The following is a 24,855-nucleotide window of genomic DNA, read 5'->3' as shown; positions in this document are numbered from 1 at the left end:
CATGAGGCATCGCTCACCAGGTTGCGCCGAGATCGAACGCCCCTTGGATCCATTGGGGAACCTGGGCATCGCCATCGAAGGCGAGCACGTCGAAGCGGCAGGGGCGGGCTGCATGGCGCCGCCCCACGGGACCGTTGAGCCAGTACCGGGCGGCAGCGAGGATGCGGCGCTGCTTGGCGGGGGTGACGCTCTCGGCGGCGCTGCCGAAGTGATTGCGTCGGCGGTGGCGGACTTCGAAGAAGACGAGCGTGCCTTCGTGTAGCCCGATGAGGTCGATCTCGCCGCGGCGGCTGGCGGCGTTGCGTGCGAGCAGACGCACGCCCTGGCGTTCGAGCCAGGCGGCGGCGAGCGCCTCGTACTCGGTGCCGACGGTGCGGGCGCTTGTGGCGGCGAGGGAGTTTGGCGCAGAATCGGGTTTTTGCGTCATGGGCGGAGGCGATGGATCCGGAAGGAATGGCGGAAGGCGTATGGCGCCGGGCCGAACCGGCCCTCTATGTGGTGGCCACCCCCTTGGGGAATCTGGCCGACCTGAGCCCGCGCGCCCGCGCGGTGCTCGCCGGGGTCGATTGTATCGCGGCCGAGGACACGCGCCACAGCCAGAGATTGCTCGATGCCTGGGGCATCCGTACGCCGATGATGCCAGCGCATGAGCACAACGAGCAGGCCGCCGCGCAGGCGATCGTGGCGCGACTGGCGCGCGGCGAACACGTGGCGCTGATTTCCGATGCGGGCACGCCCGGCATCTGCGATCCGGGCGCGCGCATCGTCGCCGCCGTGCGTGCAGCCGGATTCCCGGTGGTGCCGGTGCCGGGGCCCAGCGCCGTGACCGCGGCGCTGTCGGTGGCGGGATTCGTCGAACCGGGGTTTCGCTTCCTCGGATTTTTGCCGCCGAAGCAGGCGGCGCGGCGTAAACTCCTGGCTTCGCTCGCGGCCGAGGAAGTGCCGGTGGCGTGTTACGAGGCGCCGCACCGGGTGCGCGAGAGCGTGGCCGACATGTTGGAGGTGCTGGGCGGGGGGCGTGAGCTCTTCCTCGCGCGCGAGCTCACCAAGCGCTTCGAGGAGACGGTGCGCCTGCCGCTCGCGCAGATGCTCGCTTGGCTCGAGGAGCGCGCCGAGCGCATGCGCGGCGAGTTCGTCCTCATCCTGGGGCCGGGCGACGCGCAGGCCGTGCGTGAGGAAGAGGGGCGGCGGGTGCTCGCGCGCCTGACCGGGGTCGGAGTGCCGTTCGGTGAGGCGGTGCGACTGGCGGCGGAATTGACCGGCGCCTCCAAGAACCGGCTCTACGCCCAGGGGCTCGCCGCAGGGCGGGAAAAAGACGAATGAGGGTCTGTGAAGGAGAAGGAATGGATCGGATCGAATTATTGCGCCCCGCCGATTGGCATCTGCACGTGAGGCAGGGCGCGGCGATGCGCGCGGTGGTGCCGGCGAGCGCGGCAGTCTTCGCCCAGGCGCTCATCATGCCCAACCTCAAGCCGCCGGTGACGACGACCGCGGCGGCGCTCGCCTATCGCGAGGATATCCTGGCGGCGGCGCGCGCGGCCGGGGGAAGGGCGGCCGACTTCGTGCCGTGGATGACGCTCTATCTCACTGAGGCGATGCCGCCGCAGGAAATCGATCGTGCCGCGGCGAGCGGCGTCGTGCTCGCGGCCAAGCTCTATCCGGCCGGGGCGACCACGAACTCCGATGCCGGCGTGCGCTGCATCGAGCGGATCTATCCCGTGCTCGAGCGGATGCAGGAACGCGGCCTGGTGCTGTGCGTGCACGGTGAAGTGGTCGATCCCGAGGTGGACATCTTCGATCGCGAGGCGGTGTTCGTCGAGCGGGTGCTCGCGCCGCTGGTGGCGCGTTTCCCCGGCTTGAAGATCGTGCTCGAGCACGTGACGACCGCCGAAGGGGTGGCCTTCGTGCGCGAGGCGCCGGACACGGTGGCCGCCACCCTCACCGCGCATCATCTGCGCTACGAGCGCAATGCCCTGCTCGCCGGCGGCATCCGGCCGCATTTCTACTGCCTGCCGATCCTCAAGCGCGAGCGCCACCGCCGGGCCCTGGTGGACGCGGCCACGAGCGGTTCGCCGAAATTTTTCCTCGGCACCGACTCGGCGCCGCACCCGCGTGGAGCGAAGGAATCGGCCTGCGGCTGCGCCGGCTGCTACACCGCGCCGCTCGCGCTGCCGCTCTACGCCGAGGTGTTCGAGGCGACCGGTGCTCTGGATCGACTCGAGGGATTCGCCTCGCGCTTCGGTGCGCGGTTCTACGGCGTGCCGGAGCCTACCGAGCGCATCGCCTTGGTGCGCCGGCCGTGGGCGGTGCCGGCAGCCGTGCCCTTGGGCGAGGGGGAGGAAGTGGTGCCCCTGCGCGCCGGTGAGACGATGGGCTGGATGGTGGAATGAGGAGAGGGTGATGCGCTGGAGGAGAGGGACGATCGTGGCGCTATGCGCCTTGGGCTTGGCCGCTTGCGAGGATGCGGCGATCGGCTACCGCATCGCGGGGGTGAATCACGCTCTGGTGCTCGAGCGCCAGCAGCCCTTCCCCTGGAGCGAGGTGAAACAGGCGGTGGTCGTCTCGCGTCTGCCGAAATGTCAGCGAAAGTATCCGATCGCGCCCGATCGCGCCGAGATGACGCCGATGAAGGTCTATGAGGCGGGAGACCTGCTGTGGGCGCTCGAACAAGGGGACCACTGGTACCTCGCGTCGACCGAAGATTGTCGCCTGCAACCGTGGGACAAACCCGATCCGCAAGCGCTGGGGACTCTGGTCGGGACGTTTCGTCACCGCGACGGCGTTCTCGTCTTCGAATCGGCGCTCAACCCTGCCTCGTAGGGAGACGCTGAAGAAATGAGCGAGCGGGATGAAGCGCAAGGCGCACGGAGCGCAGCGACCGAGACATATCGAGTGGATAGGCGAGGGAGCGAGCACCGCGCAACGCAGCGATTCGCCCGCACAGCCAATTATTCAGCGTCTCCATAGGGAACTTCGGCCGCGCCTTGCGGTACCATACATTGGGAAGTCTGCCCGGCAGTCGCTGCGCGCCTTCGGGCGCGGAGAGGAAAGTCCGGGCTCCACAGAGCAGGATGCCGGCTAACGGCCGGGCGCCGTGAGGCGACGGAAAGTGCCACAGAGAACAGACCGCCGATGGCCCGCAAGGGATCAGGCAAGGGTGAAACGGTGGCCGGGGGAGACCCGGCGCGGGGCCTCGGCCTCGCGGGTAAGAGCCCACCGCGTCTCCGGTAACGGAGGCGGCACGGTAAACCCCATCCGGAGCAAGGCCGAATAGGGGAGCGATGGCGTGGCTCGCGCCGCTCCCGGGTTGGCTGCTCGAGCCCGTCGGCAACGGCGGGCCTAGAGGAATGACTGCCCCGCATCACACGATGCGCGACAGAACCCGGCTTAAGCGGCGGACTTCCCTTTTTTACATTTTCTTACCTTTTCCCTCCCGTTGACGCACACGCGGCTCTTCCGTGGCCCGCATCCATGTCCGAATTTACATACAACTTATTGATTGGTCGAGTTTTTTCTTGATTTTCCTCGTCGCTCGGCCGTTTGCCGCGTTCTGCGACTCATCCTTTCGTGTGCAGTTGCCTGCCTAAAGCTGGGGCGGCTTTCGAGCGTCCGTCTTCGCGTCGTCCGGGGTTTCTCCTTTATCCGTCTGGGTTTTCTCTCGCTTTCGTTTTACTCCCTGTGCAGGCGGCGAGCAGGCTCGACCGATGCGCGAAGGGGTGTTTTTTCGCTGGCGTGGGATTTTGTGGGAAAAAGTGGCAAAATGTGGGTGTGATGATCAGAGGCAGCGGCGATGTTCCAGGGGGCAGTCACGCTCAGTCTCGATGCAAAAGGGCGCATCGTCATTCCGACGCGCTTTCGCGAGGCTTTGGCGCCCGAAGGTCGTCCTTTGGTGCTGACGGCGCACCCGCATAAATGCTTACTGGTCTACCCCGAGCCCGTGTGGACGCCCATCCGCGAACGCATCGTGGCTCTGCCGGGGCTCGATCCGCGCACTGCTGCTCTGAAGCGTCTCCTCGTGGGTTTCGCCCAGGAAGAGGCGCTCGATGCTTCTGGGCGTGTGTCCGTGGCCGCTTCGCTGCGTCAATGGGCTGGTTTGGAAAAAAACGCCTGGCTCGTCGGTCAGGGGACGCATTTCGAACTGTGGTCCGAGGCAGGGTGGCAGGCGCAGCAGGAAGCGATGCAGGCGCTGTCGGCCGAGGACTTGGCCGGAACCTTCGAGGGGTTGGTTCTGTGAGCGAGACACACGTTCCCGTGCTGCTCGAAGAAGCGCTCGAAGCACTCGCACCGCGCCCCAACGGCATCTATGTAGACGGCACTTTCGGGCGAGGGGGGCACGCACGGGCAATTTTGCAGCGTTTGGGCCCTCGAGGGCGGTTGATTGCCTTCGATCGCGACCCCGAAGCGATCGCCTTCGGGCGCAGTTGGAACGAGCCGCGGCTCACTCTGGTGCACGCGCCGTTTTCCCGCCTGGGGGAGGAGCTCGATGCTTTGCAAGTGTCCCGGGTCGACGGGATCTTGCTCGATCTGGGGGTTTCGTCGCCTCAGCTCGACGCGCCCGAGCGCGGCATGAGTTTCCGCTTCGATGCGCCGCTCGACATGCGCATGGATCCGACGAGTGGAGAGCCGGTATCGAGTTGGCTCGCGCGAGCGAGTCGTGAAGAGATAAGGGAGGTGATACGCGATTATGGAGAAGAACGGTTTGCTGATGCGGTTGCAAAGACGATTGTTGCTGCGCGCGCAAGGGCGCCTATCGAGCGCACGGGACGACTTGCCGAACTCGTGGCGCAGGCGGTGCGCACGCGCGAGCCGGGGCAGCACCCCGCGACACGCACCTTCCAGGCTCTTCGGATTTTCGTCAATCGCGAGCTCGAAGAAATCTCGCTGACCCTGCCGCAGGCGATCGAACGCTTGAGTCCGGGGGGGCGCTTGGTGGTGATCAGTTTCCATTCGCTCGAAGACCGGATCGTGAAGCATTTCATGCGCGAGCATTCTTCCCCGCCGCCACTGCCGCCTGGGCTGGCGGTGCGCGAGGCCGAGCGCCCGGTGCCGCCACTGCGGTGGGTGGTGCGCAAACTGCGCCCATCGGAAGCGGAATGTGCCCGTAACCGGCGTGCCCGCAGCGCCGTGATGCGGGTGGTGGAGCGGCGCTCATGACGCGCTTCGATGCGGTGCTCCTCGGGTTGGTGGTAGCGAGCAGCGTGATGCTGGTGCAGACCAAACACGAAGCGCGGCTGCTCTACCTGGCGCAGGAAAACCAAAACCGAAGGAGCATGCGCTTGGACGTGGAGTGGCGACAACTACAGATCGAGCGTGCCACTTTGGTGACTCAGGATCGAGTGCAGCGCCTGGCGCAGGAAAAATTGGGTCTGGCGCCGCCACGACCGGAGCAGATCATACCGTGGGAGCGATGAACATGGAGCAAAGATCGATCAATCCCCTGTTGGTCCTGGCGATACCGGTTTGGCGCCAGCGCATGGTCGTGTTCTCCCTCCTCTGTTTGTTCGCGATCTTGGTGCTGCGGGCAGCCTATCTGCAAGGAATACAGGACGAATTCCTACAACAGCAGGGTGAGGCACGCTATGAGCGCCAGATCGAGGTGCCGGCGATGCGTGGGCGCGTGCTCGATCGCAACGGCCATATCCTCGCGGATTCTTCACCCGTGGCGAGCATCTGGGCCGACCCGGCCAAGGTGCGGCAGTGGTCGCATGAGGATTTGTCTCGTTTGGCTCGAATGCTCGGCATGAGCACCGACGAATTGGGGCGTCGGCTAGAGAAGGGCGGACGACGATTCACCTATCTGCGGCGTCACTTGCCGCCTGACGAGGCAAGGCCCATCATGGGTTGGCCGCAGGAGGGTGTGGGCGTCGTCGAAGAATACCTGCGATTTTATCCTCAGGGTGAGGCGTTCGCCCAACTGGTCGGGCTCGTCGACGTCGACGGCCAGGGGATCGAGGGACTGGAGGCGAGTCTGAACTCCTCGCTGGCCGGTGAGTCGGGCAAACGCCTCGTCGTCCAGGATCGGCGCGGCCGAGTGGTACAGGACTCGGTCTGGGTGGAGAGGCCGCGCGATGGACGCGACGTGGTGCTTTCACTCGATGCGCGCATCCAGCACATCGCTTTCCGTGCCCTCGAGCAGGCCGTGGCCCGGCATCAGGCACGCGCCGGTGGGGCCGTGGTGATCGACGTGCGCACCGGCGAGATCCTGGCCCTTGCCAACTGGCCCAGTTACAATCCTAATCGTCGCACGGGGCTCGATCTGAGCGAGGTGCGTAATCGCGTCGTGACCGATCTCTATGAGCCGGGGTCGGTGATGAAACCCCTCCTGGTGGCTTTGGCGCTCGAGCGGGGCGTCGTAAAGCCCGAGACACCGATCGATATCCAGGGTGGTATCCTTCGCGTAGGCAGTCACAGTATCCGGGACGTGCATGCGACGGAGCGCGCCCTGACCGTATCCCAGGTGATCCAGAAGTCGTCCAACGTCGGGGTGGCCAAGATCGCGCTCGGACTCGATCCGAAAGATCTCTGGCGTCATTACCGTGCTTTCGGCTTTGGTACCCGTCCCGATCTGCCACTACCCGGTGTGGCTGCGGGTCGAATGCTTCCGCCCGATTCGCTCAAGCCCATCGAGGTGGCGACCATGGCCTATGGGCATGGGATCTCTACGTCACTTCTGCAGCTGGCCCACGCCTACCAGGCGATCGCCAATGATGGGGTGATGTTGCCCCTGACGCTGATGCGACGCGATGCTCCGCCGCCGATCGACGAGATGCGTCGGATCCTCTCGCCCCAGACGGCACGGCAGGTGAAGGCGATGATGGAGCTCGTCACTCAGCCCGGGGGAACGGCGACGCGAGCGGCGGTGAACGGTTATCGGACCGCAGGCAAGACCGGCACGGCCCATAAGTTGGAAAATGGCCGTTATGTGGAAAAATACCTGGCTTCCTTCGTTGGCTATGCCCCGGCTTCCCAGCCGAGGCTGGTGGTGGCGGTGATGATCGACGAGCCGAAAGCGAAATCCTATTATGGTGGCGCCGTGGCGGCGCCGGTGTTTGCCGAGATCGTCGGGCAGGTATTGCCCAGCCTCGGTGTGGCACCGGACATGCCGGGTCCGACGGTGGCGGCTGCGCAGCGGCCGAGAGGTTGAAGAAGGTGATGCGCAACATCGACGATCTATGGTGGGAATTGCACCGACGCGGCGTTTTTCCACGGGCGGTGACGCACGACTCCCGGCAAGTGCAGCCGGGTACGCTGTTCCTCGCCTGGCCGGGAGGGAAAACCGATGGCAGAAATTATCTGTCCGAGGCGCTTGCCGCCGGCGCCGAGGCGGTGCTCTACGAGGCGGGTGATGGCTGGGTTCCTCCGGCCGATTTGACCCTGGCGCGGCCTCTGATCGCCGTCGAGGGGCTGCGTTCGCTCGCCGGGTCCCTCGCCGACCGCGTCTATGGGTCGCCATCGCAATCCTTGTGGGTGGCCGGTGTCACCGGTACCAATGGCAAGACGACCACCAGCCAGTGGCTCGCGCAAGCCTTGGATGCGCTCGGCATTCCCTGCGGCGTGATCGGTACGCTCGGCTGCGGGCGCATCGGTCGCCTGGAGGACCAGGGATTCACCACACCCGAGGCGCCCCAGATCCATGCCTGGTTGCGAGGCTTCGTCGATGCCGGTTGCGTGGCCGCGGTGATGGAGGTCTCGTCCATCGGCTTGGTGCAGGATCGGGTCGCGGGGGTGTGTTTCGACGTGGCGATCTTCACCAACCTGACGCGCGACCATCTCGATTATCACGGAAGCATGGAAGCCTATGCGGCGGCCAAGCGGCGGCTCTTCGAGCGGCCGGAGCTGCGTGCGGCGGTGATCGACGTGGATGACGCCGTGGGCGAGGCCATCGCGCGCGAGTGCGCTGCCCGCGGGCTGGAGACTTGGGCGGTGAGTCTGAGGGCACGTCCGGCGTTGCCGGGCGTGCGGCCCCTGTGGCTCGCGGAGCCGCCGCGCGAAGGCACGAGCGGCCAGCGCCTGATGCTCGCCCTCGAGGATCGCACGCTGCCCATGCACCTGCCGGCCTTCGGTACCTTCAATGCCGGCAATGCGCTCTTGGTGCTGGGGGCGCCCTTGCGCGCGGCGTGGCGCTCGAGCGGGCGGCGGCGGCGCTGGGGCGGGTGGTGCCGCCGCCGGGGCGGATGCAGTGGCTCGGCGGGGTGGCGGAACCCTTGGTGGTGATCGACTATGCCCATACGCCGGATGCGCTCGAGCAGGTGATCTCGGCGCTCGTGCCCACGGCCCGGACCCGCGGCGGGCGGCTCGTGGTCGTCTTCGGGTGCGGCGGGGATCGGGACCGGGGCAAGCGTCCGCTCATGGGCACGGTGGCGGCGCGCGCCGATGCCTTGATCGTCACTTCCGACAACCCCCGCTCCGAACCGCCCGAGGCGATCATCGCCGACATCCTCGCCGGCATCGGACGTACCGACATCCTTGTCGAGCCCGACCGGGCCAAGGCCATTGCGCAGGCGATCGAAGCGGCCGACGCCGACGACGTGATTCTCCTGGCCGGAAAAGGGCACGAGCCTTATCAAGAGATCGCCGGCGTGCGTCACCCCTTCAGTGATCAGGCCGAAGCCGAGGCGGCGCTGGCGCGCTGGCGCGAGCGCAATCTCTTCGCGGAGTTGTCGTGAACGTGACGTTGGCCGAGCTCGCCATCCTGCTCGCCGGTCAGGGTGAGGAGGTCGAACGCGTCGGCAGCGGCGAGTGCGAAATCGCCGGCGTGGAGATCGACTCGCGCGCCCCGCTCGTGGGCAAGCTCTTCGTGGCCCTGCGCGGGGCGCGCTTCGACGGGCACGATTTCGTCGCCGCTGCGCTCGCGGCCGGGGCGGCCGCCGCCCTGGTCGAACGGCGCTGGTGGGCGTCACGGCAGCCGGCCGGGGTTTTCCTCGTGCTCGAGGATACCCGCCACGCGCTCGCCCGGCTCGCCGCCGCTTGGCGGGCGCGTTTCCCAGGGCCGGTGGTCGGCATCACCGGCAGCAACGGCAAGACCACCGTCAAGGAGATGACGGCGGCGATCCTGCGCGCGCACTTCGGGGCGGAGTCGGTGCTCGCCACGCGCGGCAACCGCAACAACGACATCGGCCTGCCGCTCACCTTGCTGGAGCTCGAAGCGGGCCACCGCGCGGCGGTGTGCGAGCTGGGCATCAACCGGCCCGGCGAGATGGCGATGCTCGCCGCCATCGCTCGCCCTGACATCGCGCTGGTGACCACGGCGCAGCGCGCCCACCTCGAGGGGTTTGGCACGCTCGACACCGTGGCGCGCGAGAAAGGGCAGATCTACCGTTTCCTCGCGTCCGACGGGACGGCGGTCATTCCTGCCGACGACCCTCATGCGTCCCTGTGGCGGGAGATGGCGGCGGGGCGCCGCGTGCTTACTTTCGGCCGTGGCGGCGAGGTTTGCGGCACGGCCGAGCCCTTGTCCTGGGGCTGGCGCGTGCAGGTACGTGCGCTGGGCGATGAGGGGGAATTCACGCTGCCGCTGCCTGGGCGGCACAACGTGCACAACGCGCTCGCGGCGATCGCCTGCGCCGTGGCGCTGGAAGTGCCGCTCAAGACGGCGGCCGGTGCGCTTGCCGCCTTCGTCCCCGTGCCCGGACGGCTGCAGCCGGTCCCGGGCGAGCAGGGGGCCTTGCTCATCGACGACACCTACAACGCCAATCCGGACTCCATGCGCGCGGCGATCGAAGTGCTCGCGGCGCTGCCGCATGCGCGCAAGCTGCTCGTGCTGGGCGACATGGGCGAGGTGGGCTCCGAGGCGCCGCGGCTGCATGCCCAGTTGGGTGTCCAGGCGCGCGCGGCGGGTATCGAGCGGCTGTTTACCTTGGGCGAGCTCGCGCGCGAGGCTGCCGCGGCGTTTGGTCGGGCGGCGGAATCTTTCGCCGAGCTGGAGCCTCTCGTACAGCGGCTGCGCGCGGAGCTCTCGCCACAGACGGCGGTGTTGGTCAAAGGGTCCCGTTTCATGCGCATGGAACGGGTGGTTTTCGCGCTCGCGGCTCGGTCCGCGGCGCTTCAAGGGTGATTCGATGCTTTTGGAATTGGCGCTTTGGCTGGGGCAGGATATCCGGGCGTTCAACGTCTTCGGTTACATCACGCTGCGCACGGTACTGGCGGCGATGACGGCGCTCTTCGTCTCCTTTGCGTTGGGGCCGCGCCTGATCCGCTGGCTTGCGGCGAAAAAGATCGGGCAGGCGGTGCGCAGCGACGGGCCGCAGACGCATCTGGTGAAATCCGGCACGCCGACCATGGGCGGAGCGCTGATCCTGCTCGCCGTCTCGGTGACGGTGCTGCTGTGGGGGGACCTGACCAACCGCTACGTGTGGACCGTCTGGCTCGTCACCCTCGGCTTCGGCATCGTGGGCTGGGTCGACGACTGGCGCAAGGTGGTGCGGCGCGACCCGAAAGGTTTGCCCAGCCGCTGGAAGTATCTGTGGACCTCGGCGATCGCGCTCGCGGCAAGCCTCTATCTGGGGCTCACCGCCACCGAGCCGGTGCAAACCCAGCTCATCGTGCCGTTCTTCAAGGAAGTGGCGATCCCGCTGGGTCTGGGCGGTTTCGTGCTGTTGTCCTACTTCGTCATTAACGGCACCGGTCATGCGGTCAATCTCACCGACGGGCTCGACGGTCTGGCGGTGACGCCGGCGGTGATGGTGACCGGGGCGCTGGCGATTTTTTCCTACGTGGCGGGGCATGCCGTGTTCGCCCGCTACCTGGGGGTGCCCTACATTCCTGGAGCGGGGGAGCTCGCCGTCTTCTGCGGGGCGCTGTGCGGCGCGGGGCTGGGTTTCTTGTGGTTCAACGCGCATCCGGCGCAGGTGTTCATGGGCGACGTGGGAGCGCTCGCGCTGGGCGCGGCCATGGGCACCATCGCGGTGATCGTGCGCCAGGAACTGGTGCTCTTCATCATGGGCGGCTTGTTCGTGGCCGAGGCGCTGTCGGTGATGCTGCAGGTGGGCTACTTCAAGTGGTCCGGCGGCAAGCGCATCCTGCGCATGGCGCCGCTGCACCATCATTTCGAACTGGGGGGCTGGAAAGAGACCCAGGTGGTGATCCGCTTCTGGATCGTCACCTTGATGTTGGTGCTCTTTGGGCTTTCCACCCTGAAACTGCGGTGAGTGGCGATGGATCTGGTACTGGGACTCGGTTCGAGCGGTGAGGCGATGGTGCGCTGGCTTGCGCATCGCGGCGTCGCCGTGCGCGCGGCCGATACGCGGGGGCAGCCGCCGGCCGCCGCCGGCTTGCGCCCCCTGCTGCCGTCCGACTCCATGGTGCTGGGTCGGCCCTTCGAGGAAGCGCTGCTCGAGGGCGTAGAGCGGGTGTGGCTCTCGCCGGGGTTGTCGCCCGAATTGCCGCTGTGCAGGGAGGCGCGGGCGCGAGGGATTCCCGTGCAGGGAGAACTGGCGCTCTTTCACGAAGCTTGGCAGGCGCGTGGCCGACCGGGGCGGCTGGTGGCGGTGACCGGGACCAACGGCAAGACCACGACCACGGCGCTCACGGCGCACCTGTTGCGGCACGCCGGGCTCGATGCGCTCGCTGCCGGCAATATCGCCCCGGCCATCCTCACCGCCGCGCGCGAGCGCGAGGAGGCAGGGTTGCCCTGGCCTGAGGTATGGGTGCTGGAAGTATCGAGCTTCCAGCTGGAGACGGCCGGGTCGTTCGTGGCGCACGCGGCGGTGGTGTTGAACGTCACCGAGGATCACCTCGATCGGCATGGCTCGCTCGAGACCTACGCCGCGCTCAAGGCGCGCGTCTACCAGGGCGTGGAGACGGCGGTGGTGGTGCGCGACGATGCGCTGGTGCGCGAGATGGCCTGCAGCGCGCCGCGGCGCGTGACGGTGGGCAGCGATGCTCCCCCCTCGGAGGCCGATTTCGGTGTGGAATCGGGCTGGTTCGTGCACGGCCGCCAGCGGCTCGCGCCCCGCTCGGCCTTGCCCTTGCCCGGGCGGCACAACGAGATCGACGCACTCGCGGCGCTTGCGCTCGCCGAGGCGATGGGCGTGGCGCCCGAGGTGGCGATCGAGGGATTGGTAACTTTCCAGGGATTGCCCCACCGGGTCGAGACGGTGGCGGTGCGCGCCGACGGGGCGCGCTTCATCGACGATTCGAAAGGCACGAACGTGGGAGCGACGATCGCGGCGCTCGCCGGGTTCGATGAGCCCGTGATCCTGATCGCCGGAGGCGATGGCAAAGGGCAGTCGTTCGCACCGCTCGCGCAGGCGGCGCGCGGCCGGGTGCGTCTGGCGCTCCTGATCGGGCGCGATGCCCCGGCGCTGGAGGCAGCCTTCATCCAAGTGGGCGTGCCGACCCGGCGCTGTACTTCGCTGCCCGAGGCCGTCGAGGCGGCCGATGCGGCGGCCCAACCGGGGGAGGCGGTGCTGCTGTCGCCGGCGTGCGCGAGCCTCGACATGTTTCGCGACTACGCGCATCGTGCCCAAGTCTTTCTGGCGGCGATCCGATCGTTGCCGGATGAGGGGGGGCGATGGCCGAAACGTTGATGCGCCGCTGGTTCGGACGGCGAGGCGATCGGCTCACCCCCTCGGCACCCCATCATGTAGAACGGGGACCGGTGGCCCGATTCGGCGAATTCGATCTGTCGCTCTTTTGGGCAGTGACGGCGCTCACCCTCATGGGACTGGTGATGGTCTACTCGGCGAGCATCGCGCTCGCCGAGGAGTCTCCTGCCACGGGGGGCAGAGCGAACTATTTCCTCATACGCCAGGCGGTGTTCGTGCTGCTGGGCGCGGGCGTGGCCTGGATGGCCTTTCAGGTGCCGATGCGGGTGTGGCAGTCGCTGACGCCTTGGCTCTTCTTGCTGGGCGTGGTGCTGCTGATCTTGGTGTTGCTACCAGGGATCGGCAAAGTGGTCAATGGCTCGCGCCGCTGGATCCCGCTGGGGCCGATCAACTTTCAACCGTCCGAATTCATGAAACTCTTCGTGTCGTTCTACGCCGCGGACTACACGGTGCGCAAGTTGCGGTTCATGGCCAGTTTCTGGCGTGGTTTCTTGCCGCTCGCCTTCGTCGTGGTGCTCGTGGGGGTACTGTTGCTGCTGCAACCCGATTTCGGGGCGTTTGCCGTGATCAGCGCCATCGCTTTCGGCGTGCTCTTCCTGGGCGGTTTGAAGCTGCGTATCTTTTTTGCTTTGATCCTGCTGGCAGGAGCGGCTTTCGCGGTTTTGATCCTGAGTTCCGAATATCGGAGTCAGCGCCTCTTCGCCTTCCTCGATCCGTGGGCCGATCCTTTGGGCAAGGGCTATCAACTCACACATGCCCTCATCGCCTTCGGTCGTGGCGAGTGGTTCGGTGTCGGGTTGGGTGGCAGCGTGGAAAAACTCCTCTACCTACCCGAGGCGCATACCGATTTCCTGTTCGCTGTGGTTGGCGAGGAACTGGGCTGGGTGGGGGTTTGTGCGGTGGTGGCGCTCTTTGCGGTGGTCATCTGGCGCACGTTCACCATCGGCCGAGGGCTGGTATGCGTCGAGCAGTACTTCTCGGGGCTGGCGGTGTTCGGCATTGGCCTGTGGATCGGCGTGCAGACGTTCATCAACATGGGGGTGAATGTCGGGCTGTTGCCGACCAAGGGGCTGACGCTGCCTTTCATGAGCTACGGAGGGTCGAGCATCATCGCCAACCTCGCGGCAATGGCCGTGGTGCTGCGGGCCGACTGGGAGCTGCGCTGTTTGCGGCGCGGCATACAAGTATGAGCGGGCACACCGTACTCGTGATGGCCGGAGGGACCGGCGGGCACATCTTCCCGGCGTTGGCCGTGGCCGAATGTCTGCGCGAACGTGCCTGGCGTGTGGTTTGGCTCGGGAACGAAGGGGCGATGGAATCCCAGCTCGTGCCGCCTCGCGGATTCGAATTCGTTTCTCTCGGTTTCGGCGCCTTGCGCGGCAAGGGGATGGGGCGCAAACTGAAGCTGCCGTTTTCCTTGACGGTGGCGATAGCGCGCGCTCTGCGTCTGCTGGGAGAAGTGCGCCCGAGCGTGGTGCTCGGCATGGGGGGGTACGTGAGTTTTCCTGGAGCGGCGGCGGCGCGCCTGCGTGGCATCCCGCTCGTGGTGCACGAGCAAAACGCCGTGGCGGGCTTGGCGAATCGGGTGTTGGCGCGCGTGGCTGACACCGTGCTCACGGGGTTCCCCGGTGTGTTGCCGGGGGGGCGCTGGGTGGGCAATCCGGTGCGCCGGGAGCTCACCACGCTACCACCACCCGAGGTGCGTTTTGCCGGGCGGCAAGGACCCCTGCGCGTGCTGGTGGTGGGTGGGAGTCTCGGCGCCAGGGCGCTCAACGAGACGGTGCCGGCGGCGCTCGCGTGCCTCGATCCGATCGAGCGCCCCCTGGTGACACACCAGTCGGGCAGGGTACACTTCCCGGCTTTGCAAGAGGCGTATGCCCGGCATGGCCTGGAGGCTCGGTTGCTTCCCTTCATCGAGGACATGGGCGCTGCGCTCGGGCAGGCCGATCTGGTCGTGTCGCGCGCCGGGGCGATGACGGTGGCGGAGCTCGCCGCCGTCGGTGTGGGGGCGGTGCTGGTGCCCTTTCCTCATGCGGTCGACGATCATCAAACGGCGAATGCGCGTTTTCTCGTCGAGGGCGGCGCGGCGCAGATCCTGCCTCAGTCTGAGCTCTCGCCCCAGCATCTAGCGGATCTGCTGCGGCGGTTCGATCGTGCGCGTTGCCGCAAGATGGCGCTCGCCGCCCGTGCCCTTGCCCGGCCCGAGGCTGCCGAGACGCTCGCCGAAGAACTCGAACGATTGGCAAAGGAAACGAAATGAAACACCGCGTCAAACGCGTGCACTTCGTGGGTATCGGCGGAGTGGGAATGAGCGGCATCGCCGAAGTGCTCTGCCACCTGGGGTTCGAAGTGAGCGGCTCGGACTTGGCCGAGAGCGCCACGCTCGCGCGCTTGCGTGCGTTGGGCGTGCGGGTAATGGTGGGGCATGCGCCCGAGCATGTCGTCGGGGTCGATGCCGTGGTGGTCTCTTCGGCAGTAGCGCCGGACAATCCCGAGGTGCTCGCCGCCCGCGCGGCCGGCATTCCCGTGGTTCCGCGCGCCCAGATGCTCGCCGAGCTGATGCGCTTCAAGCAGGGCATCGCCATCGCCGGCACCCACGGCAAAACGACGACGACTTCGCTGGTGGCGAGCATTCTCGCCGAAGGGGGACTCGATCCGACTTTCGTCATCGGCGGGCGCTTGATCGCCGCCGGTAGCAACGCCCGTCTGGGCCAGGGAGAATACCTAGTGGCCGAGGCCGACGAGTCGGACGCCTCCTTTTTGCATCTTTCTCCCGTGATGGCGGTGGTCACCAATATCGATGCCGACCACATGGCCACCTATGGGCATGACTTCGAGCGGCTGAAAACTTCCTTCGTCGATTTTCTGCATCGCTTGCCCTTCTGGGGAGTGGCGGTGCTGTGTCTGGACGATCCTCAGGTGGCGTCGATCGTGCCCCACGTCGAGCGCCCCGTCGTCGGATACGGATTGACGGCCGAATCCGCCTTGGTTCGCGCCGAGCACGTGCGCGCCGAGGGTGGGCGCATGCTCTTTACCGCCGTACGGCGCAACGGGCGAGAGACCCGTTTGCCGATCGAATTGAATCTGCCTGGATTGCACAATGTGCGCAACGCCCTGGCGGCGATCACCGTGGCGAGCGAATTGCAGGTGCCCGATGAGGCGATCGTGCACGCGCTGGCACGATTCCAGGGGGTAGGCCGGCGTTTCCAGCGCCATGGAGATTTGCCCCTCATCGACGAGGATGGCACCGTGCACGGCACTTACACCTTGATCGACGACTACGGGCACCATCCGGTGGAGATGCAGGCCACGCTGGATGCGGTACGCCTTGCTTTTCCCGGGCGGCGCGTGGTGGTCGTCTTTCAGCCGCACCGTTATAGCCGCACGCGCGACTGCTTCGAGGATTTCGTTCGGGTGCTCTCCGAGGTCGATTCCCTGGTGCTGCTCGAGGTCTATCCGGCCGGCGAGGAGCCGATTCCGGCGGCCGACGGACGCAGCCTCGCACGGGCTTTGCGCTTGCGTGGTCGGGTCGAACCGGTTTTCGTCGATGGGCTCGATGATGTCCCGGCGGTGCTGCCCCGGGTGGTGCGCGATGGTGACGTGGTCGTTACCATGGGGGCAGGTTCGATCGGGCGCTTGCCGGTGCGTTTGGTGCAAGAAGTCCAGGAACGTACCCGGCTGGAGCCGGCGAACGAGGAGCGGGCGGCGTGAGCAGCGACCTGGGCAAAGTGGCGGTGCTTTTGGGCGGGTGCTCGGCCGAGCGCGAGGTGTCGCTCATGTCGGGTTCGGCCGTCCTCGAGGCGCTGCGTCGCGCCGGGGTGGATGCGCACCCGTTCGACCCGGCAGAGCGGGATCTCTTCGAGTTGAAGCGCGAGGGCTTCGATCGTGCCTTCATCGCGCTCCACGGCCGTGGCGGTGAGGACGGCACCCTCCAGGGGGTGCTCGAATGGCTGCGCATTCCTTATACCGGCAGCGGCGTGCTCGCTTCCGCCCTGGCCATGGACAAATGGCGCACCAAGTTGCTGTGGCAGCAGTTGGGTTTGCCCACGCCTGTGGCGCTGCGGCTCACCGAGGAGGAGTTTGCTGCCGGCTCCGAGGAGGCGGCACGGCGCGTGCTCGAGGCGCTCACGTTGCCCGTGTTCGTCAAGCCGGTGCACGAGGGCTCCAGCATGGGGGCGACGCGCGTCGAGCGCGAAGAGGAATTGACGTCGGCGCTGGAGGCGGCGCGGCGTTTCGATGGGGAAGTGCTCGTGGAGCGTTTCGTCGCCGGGCGCGAGATCACGATCGGATTTCTGGGCGAGCAGACCTTGCCGGCCATCGAGATCGTCGCACCCCAAGGGCGCTACGACTATCACAACAAGTACTTCAGCGACGAGACGCGTTATCTGTGCCCGGCTCCTTTGCCGGAGCCGCTCGCCTCTCGGTTGGCCGAACTTACGATGCGGGCGGCGCGCGCGCTGGGTTGTCGTGGCTGGGGGCGGATCGATCTACTGCTCGAGGATGACGCGCCTTATCTGCTGGAGATGAACACTGCGCCCGGCATGACTGCGCATTCACTCGTGCCGCTGGCTGCGCGCGCATCCGGTATCGAATTCGACGCGCTATGCTTGCGCATTTTGGAGGAGGCGCGCTGCGATGGCCCGGCTTGAGCGATTCTCGCGCCAGGTATCGACGCCCGTGCCCCCAGGGGCACGCTGGTGGCGTGATGCTTGGGTGATCGCTCGCTGGACGCGGCGCATCACCCTGTTCGCGATGTTGCTCTTCGTCGCAGCGGCTTGGTCTTACTGGGGGAAGCGATGGGTGCCGCCGATTCGTACCGTCGTCATCGAAGGCGGGCTCGAACACAGCGACACCGACCGCTTGCGCTACGCAGCGCTTCGGGTGGTGGAGGGAAAAAATTTTTTCGACGTCGATCTGCAAGCTTTGCGCCGGGCTTTGGAGGAATTGCCGTGGGTACGGCACGCACGAGTGCATCGCGTCTGGCCCGATGCGCTCGTCGTCACCGTGGTCGAACACCGAGCGGCAGCGATTTGGATCGATGTCGCCGACGGGCGTATCGCGCTGCTCGATACGGACGGCCACAGATTCGATGCCGAGCCCCCCAGTGTCGATCTGCCGCGTCTCGTCGGCCCCTCGGGGCTGGAGGAGCGACTTTTCGAGACCCATCAATCCTTGAGCCGCTTGCTAGACCCTCTTGGGGGCGTCGAAGTCCTGGTGATGAGCCCCAGCCTGTCTCATGTCGTCCGCTTGAGCGGAGGAACCGAGATCATCTTGGGCCGTTTCGAAACGGTACAGCAGGCACGGCAGAAAGTGTCCTGGCTCGTGCAGCATTGGTCGGCGATTCGCGAGCGGCTCGGTCATGAGCCGGTGCGGGTCGATTTTCGCCATCACGGTGCGTTGGCACTCGCCATCGCCCCGGACGGCGTGGCGGCGTCTGCTCCGCCGGTATCCACAGGGAAGAAAAAACCATGAGGGAAGATCGAGATCTGCTCGTCGGGCTCGACATCGGGACGTCCAAGGTGACGTGCCTGGTCGCTCGTTTGCGCGAGGACGGCGGTGTGGAACCCTTGGGTTTGGGCGTATCACCGATGACCGGCATGAAACGCGGCGTCGTGGTCAATATCGAAGCCAGCGTGGCGTCGATCGATCGGGCCGTCGAGGAGGCAAAGCGCATGGCCGCCTGCGACATCCCTCGGGTACACGCCAGCATCTCCGGGGCGCACATCCAATGCACCAACGCTGAGGGAATGATCGCCGTCAAGGGCAGCGAGATCACGCGCGAGGACGTCGCCAAGGTGATCGAGGTCGCCCGTGCCATGCCCATTCCCTCCGAGCAGCAGGTGCTGCACCTGCTCACCCAGGAATTCATCATCGACGGCCAGGGCGGCATCAAAGACCCCGTCGGCATGAGTGGGGTAAAGCTCATGGCCAAGGTGCACATCATCACGGGGGCGGCGGCCTCCGCCCAGAACATCATCAAATGCGTGCGAAGGGCGGGGCTGGAAATCGATGGGCTCGTGCTGCAGCCGCTCGCCGCGGCGCACGCCGTGCTCACCGAGGACGAAAAGGCCCTGGGTGTGTGCGTCATCGACATTGGCGCGGGTACCACGGATCTGGCCGTCTATACGCAGGGCGCGATTCGCTACACGGCCGTGCTGCCGGCGGCCGGCGACATGATCACCAACGACATCGCCATGGCGCTGCGCACGCCCACGGCCGAGGCCGAATCGATCAAACTCGAACATGGGGCGGCGCGACACGACTGGGTCGATCCCGAGGAGATGATCGAAGTCGCGCCGGTAGGCGATCGTCCTCCGCGGCGTCTGTCGCGTCAGCGACTCGCCGACGTGATCCACCCTCGGGCCGAGGAGCTTTTCGAGCTGGTGCAGCAAGAGCTACGCCGTAGCGGTTATGAGGAGATGCTCTCCTCCGGTGTCGTGCTCACGGGCGGGTCGGCCAAGCTCGGCGGCATGGTGGAGCTGGCCGAGGAAGTCTTGGGCATGCCGGCTCGGCTCGGCGCGCCTCTCGTCGGTGGCCGTTTGCGCGAACGGCTCGCCGACCCCGAATACGCCGCCGCCGTCGGTCTCGTACTCGAGGCGGCCAATTCCCAGCGCAGGCTCCCGGGCAGGGGAGGGCGTGCCGCCGGCGGGCAATGGTGGCGACGCACGTGGCAATGGATCCGGGAAAATTTCTGAACAACTCATTCCTTTAGGTTAGAATTCACGGAAAAAGCGGGAGAACGTCATGGCGGTCAAAGGGATTGAAGAACTGGTCGATACCACCCACAAGGGCACGGTCATCAAAGTGCTCGGCATCGGGGGCGCGGGCGGCAACGCCGTCGACCACATGATTCGCGAGAGCATCGGCGGCGTCGAGTTCGTCGCCGTCAATACCGATGCCCAGGCGCTCGCGCGCTGTCTCGCTCCGACCAAGGTGCAGATCGGCTCTTCCGGTCTGGGGGCCGGTTCCAAGCCGGAAGCCGGGCGTGAAGCAGCGATGGAGTCGCGCGAGCGCATCGTCGCCGCGCTCGACGGGGCCCACATGGCCTTCCTCACCGCTGGCATGGGCGGCGGCACGGGCACCGGCGCCGCGCCGGTCATCGCCGAAATCGCCAAGGAGATGGGCATCCTCACCGTGGCGGTGGTCACCAAGCCGTTCGATTTCGAAAACCGCGACCGCGTGGCCGAGAGCGGCATCGAAGAGCTCACGCGCCACGTCGATTCGCTCATCGTCGTGCTCAACGACCGCCTGCTCGAAGTCTTCGGCGACGACGCCGGCTTCGAAGACTGCTTCAAGGCGGCCGACAACGTGCTCAAAAACGCCGTGGCCGGCATCGCCGAGATCATCAACGTGCCCGGTCTGGTCAACGTCGACTTCCAGGACGTGCGTACCGCCATGGGTGAGATGGGCCGTGCCATGATGGGGTCGGCCGAAGCTTCCGGCATCGACCGTGCCCGCATCGCTGCCGAGCAGGCCGCGGTGAGCCCGCTCCTCGAGGGAACGGAACTCTCCGGTGCCCGCTGCGTCCTCATTAATATTACGGCGAGCCGTTCGCTCAAGCTCTCGGAAGTGCGCGACGCCGTGCGCACCGTGCAGGCTTTCGCCGCACCCGAGGCGTTCGTCAAATATGGTGCCGTCTTCGACGACACGATGGAAGATCGCATCCGCATCACGGTCGTCGCCACGGGTCTCGGCGCGGCCCGCAGCAGCCGTGCCCAGCCCCAGATGGAAGTGATCCGCGGTACGGGGACCTACGGCGGTGCCGCCGCCATGGGAACCACGCCAGGGCGCACCGAGGTCCCGCAGCGCGGCATGCCCCAGGTCGAGCGTTCCGTACGCGGCCGGCGCAACACGCTCGCCGAGCGCATGCCTGGGCTCGATCGGCTCGACATCCCGGCATTTCTGCGCAAACAAAACGACTGACCGCTCGAGGAACGGCTGATGATTCCGCAGCACACACTCAAGTCCATCGCGTACGTCACCGGAGTCGGGTTGCACTCCGGTGAGAAAGTGCAGTTGTGGCTTCGTCCGGCCGCTCCCGATACCGGCATCGTTTTTCATCGGGTCGATCTCGATCCACCCGTCACCATCCCCGCTTCGCCCGAAGCAGTCCGCGAGACGCGTCTGTGCACGGGGCTCGAGCGCGACGGCGTGAAGATCGCCACCGTCGAGCACCTCATGTCGGCGCTCGCGGGTCTGGGGATCGACAACGTCCACATCGACGTCGACGGGCCCGAGATTCCCATCATGGACGGCAGCGCCGCGCCTTTCGTGATGATGATCCGCGAAGCAGGGATCGAAGCCCAAGCGGCGCCGCGGCGTTTTCTGCGCGTGCTGCGTCCCGTCGAAGTGCGCGAGGACGACAAATGGGTCCGGCTCGAACCTTATGCCGGATTCCGTCTCGAATTCTCCATCGCTTTCGCCCATCCGGCGATCAGCGCTTCGCAAACCCGTGCCGTGGTCGATTTTTCCGAGCACGCTTATCCGCGCTTCGTGGCTCGGGCACGTACCTTCGGTTTCGTGCATGAAGTCGAGCTGTTACGAGGAATGGGTCTGGCGCAAGGCGGAAGCCTCGACAACGCCATCGTGCTCGACGAATACCGCATCCTCAATCCCGAGGGACTGCGTTTTCCCGACGAATTCGTGCGGCACAAGATTCTGGACGCCATTGGCGATCTCTATCTCGCGGGGCGCCCCTTGCTCGCCCGCTACGTGGCCCACAAATCGGGTCATGCGCTCAACAATCGGCTCTTGCGCGCCCTGATGGCTGATCGCAGCGCCTGGGAGCTCACCGTGTGCGAACGCGACGAGGCGGTCACTTCGATGTCCGCGCTCTCCCTCGGTTCCGTGACGACGTAAGCGCACGATCGTGCTGGGATTTCGCCTGCTCCTCGTTTTCGTGCTTCTGGCTGCTGGGGTCTGCATCGCTGCATGGTTGTGGAGCGGCGATCGTCGATGGCTCGCTTACGCGAAGCGCATTCTAAGGCTGGCGCTGGGCGTTGCCCTGATCTATCTGGGCCTCTTCGCATTCGAGCGCATCGTTCTTCTGCCCTTGCCTTGAATCCGTCGGCGCCCGGGCAAGGAGTCGGGTCAAGGCCATGCGCAAGGGGGCATCCGCGGGCAGACGAGCGCATAGCTCGGTGATGGCCGAACGCGCCCGAGGCCCGAGGGTGCGTACCCGTGGAGGGCGCGGCGCCGCCAAACCCGATGTCGGTACGATGGTGGGGCGGACCTTCAGTTTGATCTCCGAGATGCAGACCCCGGTGCGGAGCTCCGCCAAGAGGCTCGGCAGGCGATGCCGCAGTTTCGCTGCCGCGAGCGCCGAGGCCGTGTGCAAATAAAGCGTGCCCTCGCGCAGATTGGCGACGAATACGCTCTCACGGAACTCCTCATCCAACAACTGGTCGATCTGTTTTTGGAGCGTTCTCAACATCATGACCTGCTGACGCAGCGGATCTAGCTCCTTGCTGAGATGAAAGAGTTCGTCCAGTTTTCGTGTCATGTCCTTTCTCGTGCCTCGTCCGACGGGGCATGATAAACTTCACCATTCGCATTCGACAAGTCGACCGTCCGTAATGATCACCCGCGTCCTCAAAAAACTCTTCGGCAGCCGAAACGACCGCCTGCTGCGGCGCTATCGCGCCATCGTCGCCCGCATCAACGAACTCGAGCCGAGCATGGCCGCGCTCTCGGACGAGGCTCTGCGCGCGAAGACGGCGGAATTCAGACAGCGCCACGCCAACGGCGAATCGCTCGATGCCCTGCTGCCCGAGGCCTACGCCGTGGTGCGCGAGGCGGGCAAGCGTGTGCATGGCATGCGCCACTTCGACGTCCAGCTCATCGGCGGCATCGTGCTGCACGAAGGCAAGATTGCCGAAATGCGCACCGGCGAGGGCAAGACCCTGGTGGCGACACTGCCGGCCTACCTCAATGCGCTCACGGGCAAAGGCGTGCACGTCATCACGGTCAACGACTACCTCGCGCGGCGCGACTCCGACTGGATGGGGCGCATCTACCGATTCCTGGGGCTGACGGTGGGCTGCAACGTTCCCGGCCTGTCGCATGGAGAAAAACACGAGGCTTACGCGGCCGACATCACCTACGGCACGAACAACGAATTCGGCTTCGACTACCTGCGCGACAACATGGTCTACGCCCCGGTCGATCGCGTTCAGCGGGGGCTACATTACGCCATCGTCGACGAGGTCGACTCCATCCTCATCGACGAGGCGCGCACCCCGCTCATCATCTCGGGGCAGGCCGAGGACAACACCGAGCTCTACCTCAAGATGAACGAGGTGGTGCCGCTGCTCACCGAGCAGAAGATGCAGGGCGAGGAAGTGCTCGAACCCGGGGATTACACCATCGACCTCAAGGCGCGCCAGGTGCTGCTCACCGAGCAGGGGCACGAAAAGGTCGAGGGTATCCTCATGCGTATGGGGTTACTGCCCGAGGGCGGCAACCTCTACGATCCGCGTCACATCACCCTGTTGCACCATCTCTATGCGGCGCTACGGGCGCACGCGCTCTTCCATCGCGACCAGCACTACGTGGTTCAGGACGACGAAATCATCATCGTCGACGAATTCACCGGCCGGCTCATGCCCGGTCGGCGCTGGTCGGAGGGGCTGCACCAGGCGATCGAAGCCAAGGAAGGCGTGCGCATCCAGGCCGAGAACCAGACACTCGCCTCGATCACCTTCCAGAACTACTTCCGCATGTACGAGAAGCTGGCCGGAATGACCGGGACGGCCGACACGGAGGCGTACGAATTTCAGCAGATCTATGGCCTCGAGACCGTCATCATTCCCACCAACCGGCCGCTCGTGCGCCGTGACGAGAACGACCGTGTCTATCGTACCGCCAAGGAGAAGTGGCAGGCGGTGATCGAGGACATCAAGGAGTGCCGTGAGCGCGGTCAGCCCGTGCTGGTCGGTACCACTTCCATCGAGGTCAACGAGTTCCTCTCCAAGCTTCTCACCAAAGAGAAGATCCCGCACCAGATCCTGAACGCCAAGCAACACGAGCGCGAGGCGCACATCATCGCCCAGGCGGGACGCCCCGGCATGGTGACGATCGCCACCAACATGGCCGGTCGCGGCACCGACATCGTGCTCGGCGGCAACATCGCGCCGCAGATCGAGGCGATCGAAAACGATCCCTCGCTCTCCGACGAGGAAAAGGAAAAGCGCATCGAGGCGCTGCGTGCCGAATGGCAGAAAGCGCACGACGCGGTGATCGCCGCCGGAGGCTTGCGCATCATCGGCACCGAACGGCACGAATCGCGCCGCATCGACAATCAGCTGCGTGGCCGTGCCGGCCGCCAGGGCGACCCCGGTTCTTCGCGCTTCTATCTTTCACTGGAAGATCCGCTGCTGCGTATCTTCGCCGGCGATCGGCTCAACGCCATCATGGTGCGCCTGAAGATGCCCGAGGGCGAAGCGATCGAGCATCCCATGGTGACGCGCTCGCTCGAATCGGCCCAGCGGCGCGTCGAGCAGCACAACTTCGACATCCGCAAGCAGCTGCTCGAGTACGACGACGTCGCCAACGAGCAGCGCAAGGTCATCTACGCCCAGAGGAACGAAGTGGTCGACGCCGAGGACGTGAGCGAACTCGTCGCCGACATGCGCGCCGGCGTGCTCGTCGATGTCTTCCGCACCTACGTGCCGGCCGACAGCGTCGAAGAGCAGTGGGATCTCGCCGGGTTGGAGCAGACGCTCGCCGGCGAATTCAACCTGCAGTTGCCGCTGCGCCAGTGGCTCGAGGCCGAACCGGAGCTCAGCGACGAGCAACTACTCGATCGTCTCCTCGCCGAGGCCGAGGAGTCTTACCGGACCAAGGTGAGCCTCGTCGATCCGCAAGCCTGGAAGCAGTTCGAGCGCAGCATCCTGCTGCAGAGCATCGATACGCACTGGCGCGAACACCTCTCGGCGCTCGATCACCTGCGCCAGGGCATCCATCTGCGGGGGTACGCGCAGAAGAATCCGAAGCAGGAATACAAGCGCGAGGCCTTCGAGCTCTTCGAGGCCATGCTCGATGCCATCCGGCGCGACGTCAGCCGTATCCTCCTGTCGGTGCAGGTGCGTACCGAGGCCGCGGTCGAAGAGGTCGTCGAACGCCCTCCCGAGGTCCAAGACGTGCACTACCTCCACGGCGAATCCGCTGCGGAAGAAGGGGAGACGGCCGTCAAGGCGCGGCCGCAGACCAATGTGCTACCCAAGGTCGGCCGCAACGATCCCTGCCCCTGCGGTTCCGGCAAGAAATACAAACATTGTCACGGCAAACTGAACTGAACTGAACGGAGTCT

General features: G+C 66.1%; 21 protein-coding genes, 1 other RNA gene and 1 pseudogene. 21 read left to right on the top strand and 2 right to left on the bottom strand.

Translation table 11 applies throughout. The features are described 5' to 3' along the window. Nucleotides 1-13: 13 nt before the first annotated feature. Nucleotides 14-427 (bottom strand): YraN family protein, encoded by a 414-nt coding sequence (locus GV368_RS04560; protein WP_169115652.1) that lies wholly within the window; start codon nt 425-427, stop codon nt 14-16. Nucleotides 428-438: 11 nt separating this feature from the next. Between GV368_RS04560 and rsmI the strand changes: the two genes are divergently transcribed. From rsmI to lpxC, 20 genes and pseudogenes are all read left to right on the top strand, one after another. Beyond that, a complete protein-coding gene (gene rsmI, locus GV368_RS04555) occupies nt 439-1,323 on the top strand; it encodes a 16S rRNA (cytidine(1402)-2'-O)-methyltransferase (RefSeq protein ID WP_169115651.1) in 885 nt (294 codons plus the stop codon). A gap of 20 nt (nt 1,324-1,343) precedes the next feature. After that, nucleotides 1,344-2,390 carry a dihydroorotase gene (gene pyrC / locus GV368_RS04550; RefSeq protein WP_169115650.1) on the top strand — a complete coding sequence of 349 codons (1,047 nt, stop codon included), beginning with the start codon at nt 1,344-1,346 and terminating at the stop codon, nt 2,388-2,390. A gap of 10 nt (nt 2,391-2,400) precedes the next feature. Then, the gene (locus tag GV368_RS04545) at nt 2,401-2,820 is read left to right on the top strand and encodes a hypothetical protein (protein ID WP_169115649.1); all 420 of its coding nucleotides are present in this window, start codon (nt 2,401-2,403) and stop codon (nt 2,818-2,820) included. A gap of 183 nt (nt 2,821-3,003) precedes the next feature. Beyond that, an RNA gene (gene rnpB / locus GV368_RS04540) (RNase P RNA component class A) lies at nt 3,004-3,407 on the top strand. A 383-nt stretch (nt 3,408-3,790) separates the two neighbouring features. Next, the gene (gene mraZ, locus GV368_RS04535; RefSeq protein ID WP_142803534.1) at nt 3,791-4,234 is read left to right on the top strand and encodes a division/cell wall cluster transcriptional repressor MraZ; all 444 of its coding nucleotides are present in this window, start codon (nt 3,791-3,793) and stop codon (nt 4,232-4,234) included. Beyond that, nucleotides 4,231-5,154, top strand: coding sequence for a 16S rRNA (cytosine(1402)-N(4))-methyltransferase RsmH (gene rsmH, locus GV368_RS04530; protein ID WP_142803533.1), 924 nt, complete (start codon nt 4,231-4,233; stop codon nt 5,152-5,154). Before mraZ ends, rsmH begins: the two co-directional genes overlap by 4 nt. Next, nucleotides 5,151-5,411 carry a cell division protein FtsL gene (gene ftsL / locus GV368_RS04525; protein ID WP_142803532.1) on the top strand — a complete coding sequence of 87 codons (261 nt, stop codon included), beginning with the start codon at nt 5,151-5,153 and terminating at the stop codon, nt 5,409-5,411. Before rsmH ends, ftsL begins: the two co-directional genes overlap by 4 nt. A gap of 2 nt (nt 5,412-5,413) precedes the next feature. Beyond that, a complete protein-coding gene (locus tag GV368_RS04520; RefSeq protein WP_206673276.1) occupies nt 5,414-7,144 on the top strand; it encodes a peptidoglycan D,D-transpeptidase FtsI family protein in 1,731 nt (576 codons plus the stop codon). 8 nt (nt 7,145-7,152) lie between these two features. Next, a pseudogene (locus GV368_RS04515) lies at nt 7,153-8,666 on the top strand (UDP-N-acetylmuramoyl-L-alanyl-D-glutamate--2,6-diaminopimelate ligase). Then, entirely contained in the window at nt 8,663-10,054 is a 1,392-nt protein-coding gene (locus tag GV368_RS04510) for a UDP-N-acetylmuramoyl-tripeptide--D-alanyl-D-alanine ligase (protein WP_169115647.1), read from the top strand. The pseudogene GV368_RS04515 and the gene GV368_RS04510 overlap by 4 nt, the downstream one beginning before the upstream one ends. Before the next feature lie 4 nt (nt 10,055-10,058). Further along, nucleotides 10,059-11,147, top strand: coding sequence for a phospho-N-acetylmuramoyl-pentapeptide-transferase (gene mraY, locus GV368_RS04505; protein ID WP_169115646.1), 1,089 nt, complete (start codon nt 10,059-10,061; stop codon nt 11,145-11,147). A 6-nt stretch (nt 11,148-11,153) separates the two neighbouring features. Continuing rightward, on the top strand, nt 11,154-12,527 hold the full coding sequence (gene murD / locus GV368_RS04500) for a UDP-N-acetylmuramoyl-L-alanine--D-glutamate ligase (RefSeq protein WP_169115645.1): 1,374 nt from the start codon (nt 11,154-11,156) through the stop codon (nt 12,525-12,527). Continuing rightward, a complete protein-coding gene (gene ftsW / locus GV368_RS04495) occupies nt 12,512-13,735 on the top strand; it encodes a putative lipid II flippase FtsW (protein ID WP_169115644.1) in 1,224 nt (407 codons plus the stop codon). The genes murD and ftsW overlap by 16 nt, the downstream gene beginning before the upstream one ends. Further along, nucleotides 13,732-14,805: an undecaprenyldiphospho-muramoylpentapeptide beta-N-acetylglucosaminyltransferase gene (gene murG / locus GV368_RS04490; RefSeq protein ID WP_169115643.1), complete on the top strand. Its 1,074-nt coding sequence runs from the start codon at nt 13,732-13,734 to the stop codon at nt 14,803-14,805. Before ftsW ends, murG begins: the two co-directional genes overlap by 4 nt. After that, nucleotides 14,802-16,256, top strand: coding sequence for a UDP-N-acetylmuramate--L-alanine ligase (murC, locus tag GV368_RS04485; protein WP_169115642.1), 1,455 nt, complete (start codon nt 14,802-14,804; stop codon nt 16,254-16,256). The genes murG and murC overlap by 4 nt, the downstream gene beginning before the upstream one ends. Then, nucleotides 16,253-17,194 carry a D-alanine--D-alanine ligase gene (locus tag GV368_RS04480; RefSeq protein WP_169115641.1) on the top strand — a complete coding sequence of 314 codons (942 nt, stop codon included), beginning with the start codon at nt 16,253-16,255 and terminating at the stop codon, nt 17,192-17,194. Before murC ends, GV368_RS04480 begins: the two co-directional genes overlap by 4 nt. Then, entirely contained in the window at nt 17,181-18,017 is an 837-nt protein-coding gene (locus tag GV368_RS04475; protein WP_169115640.1) for a cell division protein FtsQ/DivIB, read from the top strand. The genes GV368_RS04480 and GV368_RS04475 overlap by 14 nt, the downstream gene beginning before the upstream one ends. Continuing rightward, a complete protein-coding gene (gene ftsA / locus GV368_RS04470; RefSeq protein ID WP_142803522.1) occupies nt 18,014-19,240 on the top strand; it encodes a cell division protein FtsA in 1,227 nt (408 codons plus the stop codon). The genes GV368_RS04475 and ftsA overlap by 4 nt, the downstream gene beginning before the upstream one ends. Before the next feature lie 49 nt (nt 19,241-19,289). Beyond that, nucleotides 19,290-20,468 carry a cell division protein FtsZ gene (gene ftsZ / locus GV368_RS04465; RefSeq protein ID WP_194240892.1) on the top strand — a complete coding sequence of 393 codons (1,179 nt, stop codon included), beginning with the start codon at nt 19,290-19,292 and terminating at the stop codon, nt 20,466-20,468. Between the two features lie 18 nt (nt 20,469-20,486). After that, a complete protein-coding gene (gene lpxC, locus GV368_RS04460; RefSeq protein ID WP_142803521.1) occupies nt 20,487-21,404 on the top strand; it encodes a UDP-3-O-acyl-N-acetylglucosamine deacetylase in 918 nt (305 codons plus the stop codon). 121 nt (nt 21,405-21,525) lie between these two features. On the opposite strand, the gene GV368_RS04455 is transcribed toward lpxC, so the two are convergent. Then, nucleotides 21,526-22,047 carry a DciA family protein gene (locus GV368_RS04455; protein WP_169115639.1) on the bottom strand — a complete coding sequence of 174 codons (522 nt, stop codon included), beginning with the start codon at nt 22,045-22,047 and terminating at the stop codon, nt 21,526-21,528. 73 nt (nt 22,048-22,120) lie between these two features. Here GV368_RS04455 and secA point away from each other — a divergent pair, with 73 nt between their 5' ends. Beyond that, nucleotides 22,121-24,841, top strand: coding sequence for a preprotein translocase subunit SecA (gene secA, locus GV368_RS04450; RefSeq protein ID WP_169115638.1), 2,721 nt, complete (start codon nt 22,121-22,123; stop codon nt 24,839-24,841). The last annotated feature ends 14 nt before the right edge of the window (nt 24,842-24,855 follow it).

The organism is Tepidiphilus baoligensis (assembly GCF_012911495.1).
GTDB lineage: Bacteria > Pseudomonadota > Gammaproteobacteria > Burkholderiales > Rhodocyclaceae > Tepidiphilus > Tepidiphilus olei.
The sequence above is the reverse complement of the archived record's forward strand: the minus strand, read 5'-3'. Positions and strand labels throughout refer to the sequence as shown.

Bases quoted from the DNA above. Each gene is read 5' to 3' on its own strand.
- GV368_RS04560 (WP_169115652.1), bottom strand. From the start codon at position 427: ATGACGCAAAAACCCGATTCTGCGCCAAACTCCCTCGCCGCCACAAGC.
- rsmI (WP_169115651.1), top strand. From the start codon at position 439: ATGGATCCGGAAGGAATGGCGGAAGGCGTATGGCGCCGGGCCGAACCG.
- pyrC (WP_169115650.1), top strand. From the start codon at position 1,344: ATGGATCGGATCGAATTATTGCGCCCCGCCGATTGGCATCTGCACGTG.
- GV368_RS04545 (WP_169115649.1), top strand. From the start codon at position 2,401: ATGCGCTGGAGGAGAGGGACGATCGTGGCGCTATGCGCCTTGGGCTTG.
- mraZ (WP_142803534.1), top strand. From the start codon at position 3,791: ATGTTCCAGGGGGCAGTCACGCTCAGTCTCGATGCAAAAGGGCGCATC.
- ftsL (WP_142803532.1), top strand. From the start codon at position 5,151: ATGACGCGCTTCGATGCGGTGCTCCTCGGGTTGGTGGTAGCGAGCAGC.
- GV368_RS04520 (WP_206673276.1), top strand. From the start codon at position 5,414: ATGGAGCAAAGATCGATCAATCCCCTGTTGGTCCTGGCGATACCGGTT.
- mraY (WP_169115646.1), top strand. From the start codon at position 10,059: ATGCTTTTGGAATTGGCGCTTTGGCTGGGGCAGGATATCCGGGCGTTC.
- murD (WP_169115645.1), top strand. From the start codon at position 11,154: ATGGATCTGGTACTGGGACTCGGTTCGAGCGGTGAGGCGATGGTGCGC.
- ftsW (WP_169115644.1), top strand. From the start codon at position 12,512: ATGGCCGAAACGTTGATGCGCCGCTGGTTCGGACGGCGAGGCGATCGG.
- murG (WP_169115643.1), top strand. From the start codon at position 13,732: ATGAGCGGGCACACCGTACTCGTGATGGCCGGAGGGACCGGCGGGCAC.
- murC (WP_169115642.1), top strand. From the start codon at position 14,802: ATGAAACACCGCGTCAAACGCGTGCACTTCGTGGGTATCGGCGGAGTG.
- GV368_RS04475 (WP_169115640.1), top strand. From the start codon at position 17,181: ATGGCCCGGCTTGAGCGATTCTCGCGCCAGGTATCGACGCCCGTGCCC.
- ftsA (WP_142803522.1), top strand. From the start codon at position 18,014: ATGAGGGAAGATCGAGATCTGCTCGTCGGGCTCGACATCGGGACGTCC.
- ftsZ (WP_194240892.1), top strand. From the start codon at position 19,290: ATGGCGGTCAAAGGGATTGAAGAACTGGTCGATACCACCCACAAGGGC.
- lpxC (WP_142803521.1), top strand. From the start codon at position 20,487: ATGATTCCGCAGCACACACTCAAGTCCATCGCGTACGTCACCGGAGTC.
- GV368_RS04455 (WP_169115639.1), bottom strand. From the start codon at position 22,047: ATGACACGAAAACTGGACGAACTCTTTCATCTCAGCAAGGAGCTAGAT.
- secA (WP_169115638.1), top strand. From the start codon at position 22,121: ATGATCACCCGCGTCCTCAAAAAACTCTTCGGCAGCCGAAACGACCGC.